The organism is Acidovorax sp. Root217 (assembly GCF_001428645.1).
Taxonomy (GTDB): domain Bacteria; phylum Pseudomonadota; class Gammaproteobacteria; order Burkholderiales; family Burkholderiaceae_C; genus Acidovorax.
In genome coordinates this window covers 922,037-939,009 of the sequence record NZ_LMIH01000012.1, presented here as the reverse complement: position 1 = coordinate 939,009, position 16,973 = coordinate 922,037, and the positions used below count along the sequence as shown (strand labels likewise).

13 protein-coding genes are annotated in these 16,973 nt (G+C 68.5%); 4 read left to right on the top strand and 9 right to left on the bottom strand.

All coding sequences use genetic code 11. From position 1 onward, the window contains the following. Positions 1-154: 154 nt before the first annotated feature. The 5 genes from ASE31_RS14355 to ASE31_RS14335 all read right to left on the bottom strand — a co-directional run bounded on the left by ASE31_RS14355 (position 155) and on the right by ASE31_RS14335 (position 9,094). The gene (locus ASE31_RS14355) at positions 155-1,591 is read right to left on the bottom strand and encodes an NAD-dependent succinate-semialdehyde dehydrogenase (protein WP_057202313.1); all 1,437 of its coding nucleotides are present in this window, start codon (positions 1,589-1,591) and stop codon (positions 155-157) included. A 153-nt stretch (positions 1,592-1,744) separates the two neighbouring features. Next, the gene (locus ASE31_RS14350; protein ID WP_057202311.1) at positions 1,745-3,229 is read right to left on the bottom strand and encodes an efflux transporter outer membrane subunit; all 1,485 of its coding nucleotides are present in this window, start codon (positions 3,227-3,229) and stop codon (positions 1,745-1,747) included. Positions 3,230-3,248: 19 nt separating this feature from the next. Then, entirely contained in the window at positions 3,249-6,482 is a 3,234-nt protein-coding gene (locus ASE31_RS14345; RefSeq protein WP_057202309.1) for an efflux RND transporter permease subunit, read from the bottom strand. Between the two features lie 46 nt (positions 6,483-6,528). Then, entirely contained in the window at positions 6,529-7,773 is a 1,245-nt protein-coding gene (locus ASE31_RS14340; RefSeq protein WP_157412471.1) for an efflux RND transporter periplasmic adaptor subunit, read from the bottom strand. Positions 7,774-8,212: 439 nt separating this feature from the next. Beyond that, positions 8,213-9,094, bottom strand: coding sequence for an alpha/beta hydrolase (locus ASE31_RS14335; protein WP_235514449.1), 882 nt, complete (start codon positions 9,092-9,094; stop codon positions 8,213-8,215). 173 nt (positions 9,095-9,267) lie between these two features. Between ASE31_RS14335 and ASE31_RS14330 the strand changes: the two genes are divergently transcribed. Further along, the gene (locus tag ASE31_RS14330; protein WP_057202305.1) at positions 9,268-10,185 is read left to right on the top strand and encodes a LysR family transcriptional regulator; all 918 of its coding nucleotides are present in this window, start codon (positions 9,268-9,270) and stop codon (positions 10,183-10,185) included. A 45-nt stretch (positions 10,186-10,230) separates the two neighbouring features. Beyond that, entirely contained in the window at positions 10,231-10,533 is a 303-nt protein-coding gene (locus tag ASE31_RS14325; protein ID WP_057202303.1) for a VF530 family DNA-binding protein, read from the top strand. 2 nt (positions 10,534-10,535) lie between these two features. Here ASE31_RS14325 and ASE31_RS14320 read toward each other — a convergent pair whose 3' ends face one another. Continuing rightward, positions 10,536-11,153: a DJ-1/PfpI family protein gene (locus ASE31_RS14320; RefSeq protein ID WP_057202301.1), complete on the bottom strand. Its 618-nt coding sequence runs from the start codon at positions 11,151-11,153 to the stop codon at positions 10,536-10,538. Between the two features lie 91 nt (positions 11,154-11,244). Between ASE31_RS14320 and ASE31_RS14315 the strand changes: the two genes are divergently transcribed. Next, entirely contained in the window at positions 11,245-12,576 is a 1,332-nt protein-coding gene (locus tag ASE31_RS14315) for a PLP-dependent aminotransferase family protein (RefSeq protein WP_057202299.1), read from the top strand. Here ASE31_RS14315 and ASE31_RS14310 read toward each other — a convergent pair. Next, a complete protein-coding gene (locus tag ASE31_RS14310) occupies positions 12,573-13,496 on the bottom strand; it encodes a carbon-nitrogen hydrolase family protein (protein WP_057202575.1) in 924 nt (307 codons plus the stop codon). The genes ASE31_RS14315 and ASE31_RS14310 overlap by 4 nt on opposite strands. Before the next feature lie 83 nt (positions 13,497-13,579). Here ASE31_RS14310 and ASE31_RS14305 point away from each other — a divergent pair, with 83 nt between their 5' ends. Then, on the top strand, positions 13,580-14,512 hold the full coding sequence (locus tag ASE31_RS14305; RefSeq protein WP_057202297.1) for a LysR family transcriptional regulator: 933 nt from the start codon (positions 13,580-13,582) through the stop codon (positions 14,510-14,512). A gap of 42 nt (positions 14,513-14,554) precedes the next feature. On the opposite strand, the gene ASE31_RS14300 is transcribed toward ASE31_RS14305, so the two are convergent. Both ASE31_RS14300 and ASE31_RS14295 read right to left on the bottom strand, forming a co-directional pair. After that, the gene (locus tag ASE31_RS14300; protein WP_057202295.1) at positions 14,555-15,514 is read right to left on the bottom strand and encodes an alpha-E domain-containing protein; all 960 of its coding nucleotides are present in this window, start codon (positions 15,512-15,514) and stop codon (positions 14,555-14,557) included. Next, positions 15,514-16,971 (bottom strand): circularly permuted type 2 ATP-grasp protein, encoded by a 1,458-nt coding sequence (locus tag ASE31_RS14295; RefSeq protein WP_007854621.1) that lies wholly within the window; start codon positions 16,969-16,971, stop codon positions 15,514-15,516. The genes ASE31_RS14300 and ASE31_RS14295 overlap by 1 nt, the downstream gene beginning before the upstream one ends. Positions 16,972-16,973 lie beyond the last annotated feature (2 nt).

The following is a 16,973-nucleotide window of genomic DNA, read 5'->3' as shown; positions in this document are numbered from 1 at the left end:
TATCATGATATGTATTTACCGAACCGGTGTCAAGCTTCGTGCAATCCGGCAGGTAGACAGGCAACCGGGCCTTCGCCCGGCTGCCAACGCGCATGGCGGTCCCCATCCGCCCGGTCCGCACGGCTTGTGCAGTCCGGGGAACGAGGGAACAGGCTCAAACGTTCATGATCGAGACCAGGCGCGTGTTCAGGTGCGCCTCGACGGCTTCGGAGCCGCCTTCGGAGCCATAGCCCGAGTCCTTCAAACCGCCGAAGGGCAGCTCGGCCGCTGGCGCGGCGGCCTGGTTGATCCACAGCATGCCCACTTCCAGGCGCTGGGACAGCAGGTGCGCGTTCTTGAGCGAGCGCGTGAAGGCATAGCCGGCCAGGCCGAAAGGCAGGCGGTTGGCTTCGGCAATGGCGTCCTCGATCTTCTCGAAGCCGCGCACGGCGGCCACGGGGCCGAAGGGCTCTTCGTTGAAGATGCGGGCCGACAGCGGCACGTTGTCGAGCACGGTGGGCTGGAAGAAATTGCCTTCGCTGCCGATGCGCTCGCCGCCGGCGGACAGTTGGGCGCCCTGCTGCACGGCGTCGGCCAGCAGGTCGGCCATGGCGGTGATGCGGCGCGGGTTGGCCAGCGGGCCCATCTGCGTGCCCTGGACCATGCCGTCGCCGACCTTCAGGCCCTGGGCGTGGCTGGTGAGCGCGGCCACGAACTCGGCGCGGATGCTTTCATGCACCAGAAAGCGCGTGGGCGAGATGCAGACCTGGCCCGCATTGCGGAACTTGGCGCCACCGGCAGCCTTGATGGCCAGGGCCACATCGGCGTCCTCGGCCACGATCACGGGGGCGTGGCCACCGAGCTCCATGGTCACGCGCTTCATGTGCTTGCCGGCCAGGGCCGCGAGCTGCTTGCCCACCGGCGTGGAGCCGGTGAACGTGACCTTGCGGATGATGGGGTGCGGAATCAGGTAGTTGGAGATCTCGGCCGGATCGCCGTAGACCAGGCCCACGGTGCCGGCGGGCACGCCGGCATCGGCGAAGGCACGGATCAGTTCGGCCGGGCTGGCCGGGGTTTCTTCAGGCGCCTTGACGAGGATGGAGCAGCCGGCCGACAGCGCGGCTGCGAGCTTGCGCACCACCTGGTTGATCGGGAAGTTCCAGGGCGTGAACGCCGCCACGGGGCCCACAGGGTCCTTGATGACCAGTTGCTGGGCCTTGAGGTTGCGCGAGGGCACGATGCGGCCGTAGACGCGCATGGATTCGTCGGCGAACCATTCGATGATGTCGGCAGACGCCATGGTCTCGACCTTGGCTTCGGCCAGGGGCTTGCCCTGCTCCTGCACCATGATGGCGGCGATCGCGTCCACGCGCTCGCGCATCAGGACGGCGGCGCGGCGCATGGTCTTGGCGCGGTCCGCTGCGGGGATGTCGCGCCAGGCCTCGAAGCCCTTCTGGGCGGCTTCGAGCGCGCGGTCCAGATCGGCCTTGCCGGCATGGGCCACACGGCCGATTTCCTTGCCGGTGGCGGGGTTGTGCACGGCGATGGTCTTGCCGTCGGCGGCGTCCTGCCACTGGCCAGCGATGAAAAGGCGTGTATCGGGATAACTCATGCGGATGCTCCTGCGTGCAAGGGAAGTGAGGGGGACGGCCGCAAAACCAACCCATCGGTCGAGCGGCGACACCCGGCACTATAGGCCCCTTGCAGCAGGCCGGGGCGGGCACCCCGGAAAGCCCCTGTCAAGCCCGCCCGCGACAACGACCGCTCAACGGGCGGGTGCCTGCGCCAGGGCTGCGCCCTTGCCATCGCCCCAGCCGCCTCCCAGCGCGCGGATCAGGCCCACGGTGGCCGTGTACTGCGCGGTGCGCACCTGCAGGGCCTGGCGGCGGTTGCGCAGCTCGCTGCGGCGCGCGTCCAGCAGTTCGAGCTGGCTCACCAGGCCGTTGCGGTAGCGCGAGTCCGACAGCTGCGTGGCGCGCACGGCCGATTGCACGGCACGGCTTTGCGCCTCGGACTGGCCGGCCAGCAGGCGCAGTGCGCTCAGCTGGTCCTCCACCTCGCGAAAGGCCACCAGCACCTGGCCACGGTGGGCAGCCATGGCCGCCTCCAGCCGGGCGCGGGCGCCCTCTTCCTGCGCCTTGCGCTGGCCACCGTCGAAAATCGGCAGCGACAACAGCGCACCGATGCCCCAGGAGCGGGCCGACCACTTGAACAGGTCACCGAGCTCGGGCGAGGCCTGCCCGGCATTGCCGGTGAGCGTGATGGCCGGGAACCAGGCCGCCTCGGCCACGCCCACGCGTGCCTGCGCCGCCAGCACCGAGGCCTGGGCGGCCGACACGTCGGGCCGGCGCGCCAGCACCGTGCCGGGCACGCCGGCCGGGATCACGGGCAGGGCCGCATCGCTGCCCGCCGGGGCCACGGCAAAGCCGGTGGCCACGTCCCCCACCAGCACCGCCAGGGCGTTGGACAGCAGCGCCTGCTGGCGCTCCAGGGCCAAGGCCTCGGACTCGGTGGCCGCGACCTCGGTCTGCACGCGCGCCACGTCGAGCTCGGCCACGTCGCCGGCCTGAAAGCGCCGCTGCGTCAGGCGCAGCGTGTCGCGGTAGGCCGACAGGCTGCCCTGCAGCAGCAGTTGCTCGGCCTGCACCGAGCGCAGTTGCAGGTAGGTCTGCGCCACGTCGGCCTGCACCATGAGGCGCGTGCTCTGCAGCAGCGCATCGCGGGACTGGGCATCCAGGCGCGCCGCATCGCTGGCCTTGGACAGGCGCCCGAACAGGTCGAGCTCGTACGAGACGTTGAGGCCGGCCGTAGTCAGCGTGGACGCCTGCGTGCTGCCCGTGGTGCCCGCACCGGCCTGGCGGCTGGCGCCCGCCGAGGCACCCACCTGGGGAGCCCGGGCCGCATCGGCCGAGCGCAACAGCGAGCGCGCCTCGGCCAGGCGGGCCGCGGCCTCCTGGATGCTGGTGTTGCCGCTGGCTGCGCGCTCGACCAGGCTGCTGAGCACCGGGTCCTGGAAGCCCAGCCACCACTCACCGCGCGGCTGCGCCTCGGCAGGGGCGGCGGTGGTCCAGGCCGGCGCGCCATCGGCCACGCTGAAGCTGGCGGGCACGGCCACACCGGCATGCTCGGGCTGCGGCGCGATGGGTGTGCCCATGCAGCCAGCGAGCACCAGGGCCGCGACCAGCGGCGCCAGGCGCGCGGCGCGCCGCACGGTCAGGGAAGGGTCGGAAAAAATCGTAGTCGCATTCATTGCAAAGGCTCCTTTGCGCTCATTCGTCATGGCCGCGCGGTGCAGCCAATATGGGGTGGGCCACGGCGCCGGGGCCGGAGGCATCCGTCAGCGGCGCGACATGGCTGCCGTGCTGCTGCAGGGGGCGGTTGCCCGCCAGGCGGCGCAGCACCACGTAGAACACGGGCGTGAGGAACAGGCCGAAGGCCGTCACGCCGATCATCCCGGCGAACACCGCCACGCCCATGGCGCTGCGCATCTCGGCGCCGGCACCGGTGGACAGCACCAGGGGCAGCACGCCCATCACGAAGGCCAGCGAGGTCATCAGGATGGGGCGCAGCCGCAGGCGGCTGGCCTCGATGGCGGCCTGCACGGGCGTGCGCCCGGCAAACTCCAGCTCGCGGGCGAACTCCACGATCAGGATCGCGTTCTTCGCCGATAGCCCCACCAGCACGATGAGCCCGATCTGGGTGAACACGTTGTTGTCGCCCTTGCTGAGCCACACACCGGTCATCGCGGCCAGCAGGCCCATGGGCACGATCAGGATGATGGCGATCGGCAGGGTCAGGCTTTCGTACTGCGCGGCCAGCACCAGAAACACCAGCAGGATGGCGATGGGGAACACCAGCATGGCGGAATTGCCGGCTAGGATTTCCTGGTAGGTCAGCTCGGTCCACTCGAAGCCGATGCCCTTGGGCAGCGTTTCGGCGGCAATGCGCTCGATGGCATCCTGCGCCTGGCCCGACGAGAAGCCGGGACCGGGCTGGCCATTCACGTCGGCGGCCAGGAAGCCGTTGTAGCGCATGGCACGCTCGGGGCCGAAGCTCGGCTCGAGCTTCATCAGCGCCGACAGCGGAACCATCTCGCCGGTGGTGGAACGCACCTTGAGCAGGCCCACGTCGTCGCTGCGGGCACGGAAGGCCGCATCGGCCTGAACGCGCACGCTGTAGGTGCGGCCGAACTGGTTGAAGTCGTTGGCGTACAGGCTGCCCAGGTAGATCTGCAGCGTCTCGAAGATATCCGTCACCGGCACACCCAGCTGGCGCGCCTTGGTGCGGTCGATGTTCGCGTACAGCTGCGGCACGTTGACCTGCCAGCTCGTGAACAGGCCGGCCAGCTCGGGGGTCTGGTAGGCCTTGGCCATGAAGGCCTTGACGGCGCCGTCCATGGCTTCGTAGCCCAGCGATGCACGGTCTTCGATCTGCAGCTTGAAGCCGCCCGTGGTGCCCAGGCCCGCCACCGGTGGCGGCGGGAACATGGCGATGAAGGCCTCCTGGATGGCTCCGAACGACTGGTTCAGTTGGCCCGCCACGGCGCCGCCGCTCTGGTCGGCACGCTTGCGCTCGGCAAAGGGCTTGAGCGTGGCGAAGACGATGCCGGAGTTGGAGCTGTTGGTGAAGCCATTGATCGACAGGCCGGGGAAGGCGATGGCGTCTTCCACGTTGGGGTTCTTCTTCATGATGTCGCCCATGCGGCGGATCACGTCCTCGGTGCGGTCCAGCGTGGCGCCGTCGGGCAACTGGGCAAAGCCGATCAGGTACTGCTTGTCCTGGCCGGGCACGAAGCCGCTCGGGACCAGCTTGAACAGGCCGAAGGTCGCACCCACCAGCACCAGGTAGATCACCAGCATCAGCGCCTTGCGGCCGATGACGCGCTTGACGCCGCCGCTGTAGGCCTCGGAGCCGCGGTGGAACACGCGGTTGAAGCCGCGGAACACGCCGCCCAGCACCTTGTCCATGCCGCGCGTGAGTGCGTCCTTGGGCTCGTTGTGGCCCTTGAGCAGCAGCGCGCTGAGCGCGGGCGACAGGGTCAGCGAGTTGATGGCCGAGATCACCGTGGAGATGGCAATGGTGACCGCGAACTGGCGGTAGAACTGGCCCGTGAGGCCGCTGATGAAGGCCAGCGGCACGAACACCGCCACCAGCACCAGCGCGATGGCGATGATGGGACCGGAGACTTCGCGCATGGCACGGTAGGTCGCCTCGCGCGGGGTCAGACCGGCCTCGATGTTGCGCTCCACGTTCTCTACCACCACGATGGCATCGTCCACCACGATGCCGATGGCCAGCACCAGGCCGAACAGGCTCAGCGCGTTGATCGAAAAGCCCAGCAGGTGCAGCACGGCAAACGTGCCCACCACCGACACCGGCACGGCCAGCAGCGGGATGATGGAGGCGCGCCAGGTCTGCAGGAACAGAATCACCACCACCACCACCAGCGCAATGGCTTCGAGCAGGGTCTGGATCACGGACTTGATCGATGCGCGCACGAACTGCGTCGGGTCATAGGCGATGCGGAACTCCACGCCTTCAGGCATGTTCTTCTGCAGCTCGTCCATGGTCTTGCGCACGTTGGCCGAGATGTCCAGGGCATTGGAGCCTGGGGCCTGGAACACGCCCATGCCGACGGCCGGGTCGTTGTTGAGCAGCGAGCGCAGCGAATAGTCGGCCGCGCCCAGTTCCAGGCGGGCGATGTCACGCAGGCGCGTCACCGCGCCGTCGGCGCCGGTCTTGACAATGATGTCGCCGAAGTCGTCTTCGGTCTGCAGGCGGCCCTGGGCGTTGATGGACAGTTGCAGGTCCACGCCGGGCAGACCGGGCGATGCGCCGACCACGCCGGCAGCGGCCTGCACGTTCTGGCCACGGATGGAAGCCACCACGTCGCTGGCCGAGAGGCCGCGCTGCGCGACCTTCTGCGGGTCGAGCCAGACGCGCATGGAGTAGTCGCCACCGCCGAAGATCTGCACCTGGCCCACGCCCTGGATCCGCGCGAGGCGGTCCTTGACGTTGAGCACGGCGTAGTTGCGCAGGTAGTCGATGTCATAGCGGCCGTTGGGCGAGACCATGTGCACGACCATGGTCAGGTCGGGCGCGCTCTTGACCGTGGTGACGCCCAGGCGGCGCACTTCCTCGGGCAGGCGCGGCTCGGCCTGCGAGACGCGGTTCTGCACCAGTTGCTGGGCCTTGTCGGGGTCGGTGCCCAGGGCGAAGGTCACGGTCAGCGTCATCACGCCATCGGTCGTGGCCTGGCTGCCCATGTAGAGCATGCCTTCCACACCGTTGATGGATTCCTCCAGCGGCGTGGCCACGGTTTCAGCGATGACCTTGGGGTTGGCGCCCGGGTACTGGGCGCGCACCACCACCGAGGGGGGAGCCACCTCGGGGTATTCGGAGATCGGCAGGCTGCGCAGCGCGATCAGCCCCCCGAGGAAGATGAGCACCGACAGCACCCCGGCGAAGATGGGGCGGTCAATGAAGAAGCGGGATAGATTCATGGCAGGTCTTTCAGCATGCGGGCGTGGCGTTCAGGCGGGCGCCCGTTCATGCGGCAGGCGACTTCGCGGCGCGGGCTTCCTTGCGGTCGGCAGCAGGGATCTCGGCCTTGGCGGTCATGGGGACGGATTGCGGGGCGACGACGGCGCCGGGGCGCACGCGCTGCAGGCCGTTGACGATGATGGTCTCGCCGGCCTTCAGGCCCGAGGTGACCACGCGCAGACCCTCGACGGGTGCGCCCAGCGTGATTTCGCGGTACTCGGCCTTGTTGCCCTCGCCCACCACCAGCACGAACTTCTTGCTCTGGTCGGTGCCCACGGCGCGCTCGTTGATCAGGATGGCCTGCGAGCTGCGCGACTGGCCCATGCGGATGCGGGCGAACTGGCCGGGGATGAGTTCACCGTCGGCGTTGTCGAAAACGGCGCGCACGCGCACCGTGCCGCTCTTGGCATCGACCTGGTTGTCGATGAGCTGCAGCTTGCCCACGTGCGGCGTGCCGCCCGAGGTGCCGGTGCCCATCTGCACGGGGATGCGTTCGATCAGGGTGCGCGCGCTGCTGCCGGACTTGAGGTCCTGCAGCGCCTTCACCACGATCTGCTCGTCGGAGTCGAAGCTCGCGTAGATCGGGCTCACCGAGACCAGCGTGGTCAGCACCGGCGCGCCGGCGCCCGAGGCCACCAGGTTGCCCACGGTGACTTCGATGCGGCCCACGCGGCCCGCTACGGGGGCCCGCACCTGGGTGTAGCCGAGGTTCAGGCGCGCGGCCTGCAGAGCCGCCTGGGCGGCACGCAGGTTGGCATCGGCCTCGCGCTGGGCGTTCTGGCGTTCGTCGTGCTCACGCTGGGCGATGGCGCTTTCCTGCAACAGGCGCGTGGCGCGCTCCATTTCGCTGCGGGTGTAGGAGACGCGGGCCTGCGCTGCGGCGACCTGAGCGTCGGCACGGTCCACCTCGGCGGCGTAGGGGGCCGGGTCGACGGTGATCAGCAGGTCGCCCTGCTTGACCAGCGAGCCTTCACGGAAGTGCACGGCCTGCACCGCGCCCGAGACGCGCGGGCGGATGTCCACGCGCTGCACGGCTTCGAGCCGGCCCGAGAACTCGTCCCACAGGGCGATGTCCTGCTGCAGCACGGCGGCCACCGACACGGGCACGGCCTGGGGCTGCGCTGCGCCGTCAGTCGCCTGGGCGGAAGGAGACTGGAACACCAGCACGGACGAAGCCACCACGGCGGTGACAGCGGTGGCCAGCGTGGCCAGGCCCAGGGGGCGCTTGGGGAAGGGAAGATGGAAGTTCATGGTGACTTTCAGTGGCGGGGCAGTTCTCGTGGAACACGCCCCGTTGCGGTTTTCAAGATCGGGTGGAATGGATGCAAACGAAGTCTGGGCAATGACACGGTGGCAAGGTCAACACCGGCGGCGTGCGGTGGCGGCCTGGGTGTCGGCAGTGGCAGTGCTCCCGGGTGCAGCCGCCTGCAGGTGGATGGTGTTCATGGGCAATTCCTCCGTGTCGTTGATATGGGCAAAACAGATCGTCAAAAAGCGCGGGCAACAGCCGGCCGGTACCGCTCGCAGACGGCACTTGCACCAGCTCTTGGCCAGTCACAGGCAAAGCCTCTCCCCGCCGGCACCAATGGCCGGAAATTACGGGGTGAGCCCTGCTCGGTTGTTGTGGGTGGCGGGAGTATCGAACCTCAACTTAAGTTGAGGTCAACCACATCCTACAAACCCTGGGGTCTCAGGTGGGGGCTGGACATCGGGTGTCCTCGAAAAACTGCCGGATCTGCAACAGCGCGCCTTCGGCGCAGGGGCATTCGCGCTGCTCTGCCTCCAGGGCCTCGGGCATCTCTCCGACTTTGGGAAACACATGGCGCCGCACCAGCAGGCCGGCGGACTCCAGGCGCGCGGCATAGGCCAGCGCCTCGTCGTGCATGGGGTCGGTGTCGCCCACCATCACCAGCGTGGACGGCAGGCCTGCCAGGCGGTGCGCAGTGGCAGGCACGGCATAGGGGTGTTCGGCATCGCGCGGACAGCGCAGGAAGTTGCGCCAGCCCTCAGTCCATTTGCAGCCGGTGGCATCGCCCGTGGCTTCGCGCACCGACGCGGTGCCGACACAGGGGTCGAGCATGGGCGACAGCAAAATCTGCCCGGCCAGCGGCGGGTGCGACTGGTCGCGCGCCATCACCGAGACGGCTGCGGCCAGGTTGCCACCGGCCTCTTCGCCGGCCAGGTAGATCTGCGCGCCCTGGCCGCCGAGCTTGACGCGGTTGCGAAACGCCCACTGCAGCACACCGTAGCCGGTGTTGACGGGCTGGGGGAAGGGTGTGAGCGGGTAAGCCACCGACACCACCACGGCGCCGGCGCGTTCGAGCAGGTCGGCCACGGTACATCCGGTATCCAGGTCACCCGTGGTGAACGCGCCGCCGTGGAAGTGAACCACCAGCGGCGAAGGCTTGCCGGGCTGCTTGCGGCCGTAGACGCGCACCGCCACCTCTTCGCCCTTGGCCACCTCAATGGTGGCATCGCTGCGCTGGGGGGCGCCCACTGCGGCGCCAGGGGCCTTGGAGGAGGCTCCGGCACGGGTGGGCGACGATGTGGGGGACGGACGATCGGGCTGCATGGCATGGACCCATTGGATTGACGATGGATGAAATGTAGTACCTTGCCGCTTTCGGATAAACAGGCCAAACACCACTGCACTGTTTCCAAAAGCTCAACAATCGAGCGCAGGCCGCGTGTGAGAATTGCCCTGCACCCACTGGTGGGTGCAAGTACAAAGTACAAGGAGAGCCCATGGACCAGATACAGGCCATGCGCATATTCGTGCGGGTGGTGGAGGCCGGCACGTTCACCAGGGCAGCGGATTCGCTTTCGCTGCCCAAGGCCACGGTCACCAAGCATGTGCAGGCGCTGGAGGAGCGCCTGCGCGTGAAGCTGCTCAACCGCACCACGCGCCGCGTCACCGTGACCGCCGACGGCGCTGCCTACTACGAGCGCACCATTCGCCTGCTCACCGACCTCGATGACATCGAGGCGAGCATGACCAACGCCCGCTCCAACCCGCGCGGACGCCTGCGCATCGACGTGGGCACCTCGATGGCACAACTGCTCATCCTGCCCAACCTGGCCGAGTTCCATGCGCGCTACCCCGACATCCAGGTGGACCTGGGCGTGAGCGACCGCATGGTGGACCTGATCAGCGACAACGTGGACTGCGTGATCCGCGGGGGCGAGCTGACCGACCAGTCGCTGGTGGCGCGGCGCATTGGCAACCTGGAATTCATCACCGTGGCCTCGCCCGAGTACCTGGAGCGCCACGGCACGCCCACGCACCCGCTGGAGATCGAGGAGAAACACTCCATCGTGGTCTATTTCTCGCCCCAGAGCGGGCGCCACTACCCGCTGGAGTTCCGCAAGGGCGAGGAGTCCGTGGACATCACCGGCCCCTACCAGGTCAGCGTGAACGAGACCAATGCCTATGTGACGGCGGTGGTGTCGGGCCTGGGCATCGGGCAGATCACCAGCTTCCAGGCCACGCGCCACTTCGAGAGCGGCACGCTGGTGCGCCTGCTGCCCGAATGGACGCAGGCGCTCCTGCCGATCTACGTGGTCTACCCGCCCAACCGCCACCTGAGCGCCAAGGTGCGTGCCTTCGTGGACTGGACGGCCGAATTGGTCCAACGCAACTCGCACCTGCAGCGCACGACCTGACTCCCCGGAGCCGCTGCGCGCCATCCCCCAAGGTATGCTTGGGACATGAGCGACGCCCCCGACACCCCGACGCCCGAACCAGGGACCCCGCCAGAAGCCACGCCCGCCAAACCCGCCCAGCCGCGCAACCCGCTGCACGGCGTGACGCTGGAGGCCATGGTGACGGCCCTGGTCGAATACTTCGGCTGGGACGAACTGGGGCAGCGCATCCCTGTGCGCTGCTTCCAGAGCGACCCCAGCGTGGCCTCGAGCCTCAAGTTCCTGCGCAAGACGCCCTGGGCGCGCGAAAAGGTCGAAAGCCTGTACCTCTACATGCTGCGCGACTACCGGCGCAATACCAAGGAATAAGGTCAGGCCAGCTCTGCCACCGGCAGATAGCGTTCGATATGGCCCATGGCGCGGGCCACGTACTCTTCCTTCTCGCCCACCGGGGCGAAGTAATGCAGAGCGGCCGCCGCCTCTTCGGCGCCTGCCAGACGGGCAATCACCCAGCCGGCGAGGTAGGACGAAGACAGGCAACCCCCCGCCGTGGCCACGTTGCCCCGGGCAAACAGTGGCTGGTCGAGCACCGTAACGCCCGCCGCCTGCACCCAGGGCTTGGTGGTCAGGTCGGTGCAGGCGGGTACGCCATCGAGCAGCCCGAGTTTTGCCAGCACCAGCGCGCCCGAACACTGGGCGCCCAGCAGTTGGCGGCTGGGGTCGAACTGCATCTCTCCCATCAGCGCCGCGTTCTCCACCACCTCGCGGGTTTGGATGCCGCTGCCCACCAGCACCGCATCGGCGCCCTGGGCCCAGGCCAGCGAGGCATGGTGCGGTTCGACCACGATGCCGTTCATGGAGCGCACGCGGGCCTGGGGGCAGACCAGCGCCACCTCCCAGCCCGGGCGCTTGACCCGGTTGAGGATGCCCAGGGCAATCAGGGAGTCGAGTTCATTGAAGCCGTCGAAGGCGAGCAGGGCAATGCGCATGGTGGGGTTCCGTTGGAAGGGGATGGAGCCGCCATCGTAGGCAAAGCACTTAGTACAATCAAAGAATTGTCATAGATACATTGGGATTGCCATGGGTGTGGTTCGGTACAAGCAGGTGGTCGATGCGCTCGCGGCCGACATCCGCGCCGGCCGGCTGCGGCCTGCCACCCGACTGCCCACGCACCGTGAACTGGCCGCCAGGCACGGCCTCGCGTTGGGCACGGCCAGCCGGGTGTACGCGGAGCTGGAGGCCATCGGCCTGGTGGTGGGCGAAACAGGGCGCGGCACCTTCGTGCGCGACCCCTCGTACCCGCGGCCGGGGGCGGATCTCACCGCGCCACAGGCCAGCACCATCGACCTGTCGTTCAACAACCCCAGCGTGCCCGGGCAGACCGAGCAGTTGCGCGAGGCGCTGCGCCAGCTGGCGGCATCGGGCGACCTGGAGTCGCTGCTGCACTACCAGCCCTATGGCGGGCGCCTGCACGAGCGCGCCATCGTGGCGCAGCACCTGGAGTCGAGGCTGCTCAAGGTCAGCGGCGAGCAGGTGCTCATCGTCAACGGCGCGCAGCACGGCATGGCCATTGCGGCGCTGGGCCTGCTCAACCCCGGCGACATCGTGGCCGTGGATGCACTCACCTACCCCGGCTTTCGCGTGCTGGCCGAGCGCCTGCGGCTGGACCTGGCCCCCGTGCCCATCGGCCCCGAAGGCACCGACCTCGACGCCCTGCAGCGCCTGTGCCATGCACGGCCCGTGCGCGCCATCTACACCATGCCCACCTTGCACAACCCGCTGGGCTGCGTGATGCCGGCGCGCGCACGCGGGCGGCTGGCGATGATTGCGCGCCAGCACGACCTGCTGGTGATCGAGGACGCACCCTACGCCTACCTGGCAGGCGACGCCCTGGTGCCCATCGCCGCGCTCGCGCCGGAGCGCACGGTGTATGTCTCCAGCCTGTCCAAGAACGTGGCCACCGGCCTGCGCTTCGGCTTTGTCGCAGCAGCGCCCGCGCTGATCGCGCCGCTGGAGCGCGCCATCCGCGCCACCTCGTGGAACACGGCCGGCGTGCTCACGGCGATTGCCTGCGCCTGGATCGAGGACGGCACCGTGGCCCGGCTGGAGGCCGAGAAGCGCGCCGACACTGCGCAGCGCCAGGCCCTGGTGACCAGCGCGCTGCGCGGCCTGCCGATGGTGCGCCACCCGCACTCCTACTTCGTCTGGCTGCCGCTCGGCGACGACCAGCGCGCCGACCGCATTGCAGCCACGCTGCTGCAGCGCGGCGTGACCGTCTCCACCGCCGAAGCATTCGCCACCACGACCCACGTGCCCCAGGCGCTGCGCGTGGCCTTGGGCTCGGTGGCGCTGGAGGACCTGCCCCACGCCCTGGCGCTGGTGCGGCAGGCCGTGGAGCAGGACTCCTCCTAGTCGGTAAAGGCCACCGTCTGGCGTGCGCGCCGGTCCACGTGCAGGCTGAAGATATCGGGCCGTGCGTAGTGGCCCACCACATCGAAGTCGTAGCGCGCCCGCACCAGTTCGGCCGTGTCGATCTGCGCGGTGAGCAAGCCCGTCTTGCCCTGCAGCGGGCCGGCCAGCACATCGCCCAGCGGCCCCACGATGACGCTGTTGCCGCGGATCAGCGGTCGGTCGGCGTCCCAGCCGGGGGCATCCACGCCCAGCTCGCGCGGCGATGGCTGCACCTGGCAGGCGCTGATGACAAAGCAGCGGCCCTCGTGCGCGATGTGGCGCATCGAACATTGCCAGATATCGCGCTCGTCCACCGTGGGTGCACACCAGATCTGCACGCCCTGGGCATACATGGCCGTGCGCAGCAGGGGCATGTGGTTCTCCCAGCAGATCACGCCGCCCACGCGGCCGGCGGCCGACTCGACCACCGGCAGGGTGGAGCCGTCTCCCTGGCCCCAGATCAGGCGCTCGGTGCCCGTGGGCATGAGCTTGCGGTGCTTGGCCACCAGGCCCTTCTCGGGGTCGAGGTACAGCGCTGTGCAGTACAGCGTGCTGCCCGCGCGCTCGATCACGCCGAGCACCAGCGTGGCACCCGTGCGCTGCGCCAGGCCGGCCAGGGCCTCGGTCTCGGGCCCAGGCAGGTCGATGGCACTGGCGTGGTAGCGCGCATAGGCCTCGCGCCCCTCGGGCAAGCGGTAGCCCAGGCGGGTGCCGAAGATCTCGCCCTTGGGGTAGCCACCCAGCAGCGCCTCGGGCATGACGACGAGGCGGGCCCCCGATGCCTTGATCTCGCCTTCGAAGGCGAGCACATTGGCCAGGGTCTGGGCGGTGCCCTCGGGGGAGGAGCCGATCTGCAGGGCGGCGACGGTGGAAAGGGCCATGGCAAACATCCTTTGGGGGTGAAGATGACCCCAGTGTTGCCAAGGCCCTAAGATGAATCAATGCCTCTCCATTGCTGATTGATATGAACGAGATTGATATCGGGTTCGATCTGAACGTGCTGCGCGTGTTCGAGGCGCTGTACGAGGAGGGTGGCGCCACCCGCGCCGCACTGCGCCTGTCGCTCACGCAGTCCGCCGTGAGTGCGGCGCTGGGGCGGCTGCGCAAGGTCTACGGCGACCCGCTGTTCACGCGCACGGGGCGCGGCCTGGCGCCCACGCTGCGCGCGCAGGAGCTCAAGCCCGTGATCGGCGAGGCACTCAACAAATGCCGCGAGAGCCTGGCCCTGGGCACATCGCCCGCGGCGCGCTACCAGGGCCGCTCGGTGGTGCTGGGCCTGTCGGACGATTTCGAGATCGCCATGGGCCCGTGGCTGGTGCAGTTGCTGGCGCAGCATGCGCCGGGCCTGCGCTTGGCCTTCAGGCAGACCCACAGCCACATCGTGGCCGAGATGCTGATGGCGCGCGAGATCGACCTGGCCATCACGGCCGGGGGCTTTGCCACGCGCTGGCTGAGCCACCAGTCGCTGGGCGAAGGTGGCTATGCCTGCGTGGTCGACGCACCCACCGGCCGGCGCAAGGCGCCACTGCGCCTGACGGTAGAGGACTACGTGGCGCGGGACCACATCCTCATTTCATCGGGCGGCTTCATCGGCGTGGTGGACGAGGTGCTGGCCGCCCTGGGCCACAAGCGGCGCGTGGTGGCATCGACCACGCACTTCGCCGCCCTGCCCTACCTGCTCAAGGGCACCCAGGCCGTGGCCACAGTGCCCGTGCATGCAGCCCATGCGATGACACGCCTTGCCGGCCTGACCGTACTGCCCTGCCCCGTGGCAATGCCGCGCTATGCAGTGGAGCTGGGCTGGCGCACAGATGGGCTGCGCGACTCGGCCGTGGCACAGGTGCGGTCGGTGGTGGCCGGGCAATGGGGGCGCATGCCCACACCCTCGGCAGAATGACGGCACCCGCATCCGCCGTGCGGCAGATGCGGGGCCAGGGCCTCAGTCCCCGTTGGCGACCAGGAAGTTGCGGCTGATGCCGCCACCCAGGTCGTTCACGCGGTCCAGGAACTGCGTGAGGAAGGCGTGCAGCCCGGTCGACAGGATCTCGTCGATGCGGCCGTACTGCAGGTCGGCCAGCAGGCGGCCGGCGCGGCGCTGGGTCTCGGACGAATGGTCGTTGGCCAGCACGGCCAGGTTGTCCACCACCTCGCGCATGCTGGCATGCAGCGAGCGCGGCATGTCGCGGCGCAGGATCAACAGGTCCGCCACGCGGCCTGGCGTGATCACGTCCCGGTAGACCTTGCGGTAGACCTCGAAGGCCGAGACGCTGCGCAGGATGGCGCTCCAGTGGTAGAAGTCGTTCTCCTGGTTGCGCTCGCTGGCGCGGCCAAAGAAGTCCTTCTTGACCGCATGGAACTTCACGTCCAGCAGGCGCGCCGTGTTGTCCGAGCGTTCGAGAAAAGTGCCCATGCGCAGGAAGTGGAAGGCCTCGTCCTGCAGCATGGTGCCCAGCGTCACGCCGCGCGACAGGTGCGAGCGGTACTTGACCCACTCGAAGAACTGGCCCGGGTCGCGCTCGTAGGCATCGCCCTTGAGCAGGCGCTGCAACTCCAGCCAGGTCTGGTTCTGGGTTTCCCAGATCTCGGTGGTCAGCGCGCCGCGCACGGCGCGGGCGTTCTCGCGCGCAGCGCGCAGGCAGGAGACGATGGACGAGGGGTTCTCGCCATCGCGCACCATGAAGTGCAGCACGCGCTCGGGCGTCACTTCGCCATGCTTGGCGGTGTAGGCGGGGATCAGCTCGCTGATGGACAGCAGGCCTTCCCAGCCCTCCTGCGCCACAGCAGCGGACTGGGGCAGCAGCGAAGTCTCGTAGCTCACATTCAACATGCGGGCGGTGTTCTCTGCCCGCTCGGTGTAGCGGGACATCCAGAACAAGTGGTCGGCGGTACGGCTGAGCATTATGGGGTCCCTCCTTCTCCGAGAACCCAGGTGTCCTTGGTGCCCCCGCCTTGTGATGAGTTGACGACCAGCGAGCCCTCCTGCAGGGCCACGCGGGTCAGGCCGCCGGCGACCATCTGCACCTCGCGCCCGCTGAGCACGAAGGGGCGCAGGTCGATGTGGCGAGGGGCGATGCCGCTTTCCACATAGGTGGGGCAGCTCGACAGGCTGAGCGTGGGCTGGCCGATGTAGCCGGCCGGATTGGCCAGCAGCGCACGGCGAAAGTCCTCGATCTCGGCCTTGGTGGCGGCCGGGCCGATCAGCATGCCGTAGCCACCTGCGCCGTGCACTTCCTTGACCACCAACTCGTGCAGGTGGTCCAGCACGTACTGCAGGTCGTCCTGCTTGCGGCACATCCAGGTGGGCACGTTCTTCAGGATGGGCTCCTGGCCCAGGTAGAAGCGGATCATCTCGGGCACATAGGGGTAGACCGACTTGTCGTCGGCCACGCCCGTGCCCACTGCGTTGCAGATGCCCACGTTGCCTGCACGGTAGGCCTCCATCAGGCCCGCGCAGCCCAGCGTGGAGGTGCGGCGGAACACCTGCGGATCGAGGAAGTCGTCGTCCACGCGGCGGTAGATCACGTCCACGCGCTGCAGGCCGCGCGTGGTGCGCATGTAGACGAAGCGGTCCTTGACCACCAGGTCCTGGCCTTCGACCAGCTCCACCCCCATCTGCTGGGCGAGGAAGGCATGCTCGAAGTAGGCGCTGTTGTGCATGCCCGGCGTGAGCACCACCACCGTGGGCTCGTCGGCCGTGGCAGGGGCGCTGGCGCGCAGGGTTTCGAGCAGCATGTCGGGGTAGTGGGCCACAGGCGCCACCTTGTGCATGCTGAACAGGTCGGGGAAGAGCCGCATCATCATCTTGCGGTTTTCCAGCATGTAGCTCACGCCGCTGGGCACGCGCAGGTTGTCCTCGAGCACGTAGTACTCGCCCTCGCCCTGGGCGTTGGGGGCGCGCACGATGTCGATGCCGGCAATGTGCGCGTAGATGTTCTGTGGCACCTGCACACCCGCCATCTCCGGGCGGTACTGGGCGTTGTTGAGCACCAGGTCGGCCGGCACGATGCCGGCGCGGATGATGTCCTGCCCGTGGTACACGTCGTGGATGAAGCGGTTGAGCGCCGTGACCCGCTGCACCAGCCCCTGCTGCATGCTGGCCCACTCGTGCGAGGGGATGATGCGGGGTATCAGGTCGAAGGGGATGAGGCGCTCGTTGCCGGCACCGTCCTCGTCCTTGGCGCCATAGACGGCAAAGGTGATCCCCACGCGGCGAAAGATCATCTCCGCCTCGGCCCGGCGGGCCTGCATCACGTCCACCGGCTGCCTGGACAGCCATTGCGCGTAGCGCTTGTAGTGTTCTCGCACGTCGCTGCCGTCAAAAGGCAGCATGGCGTACATCTCATCAAATTTCTGCATGA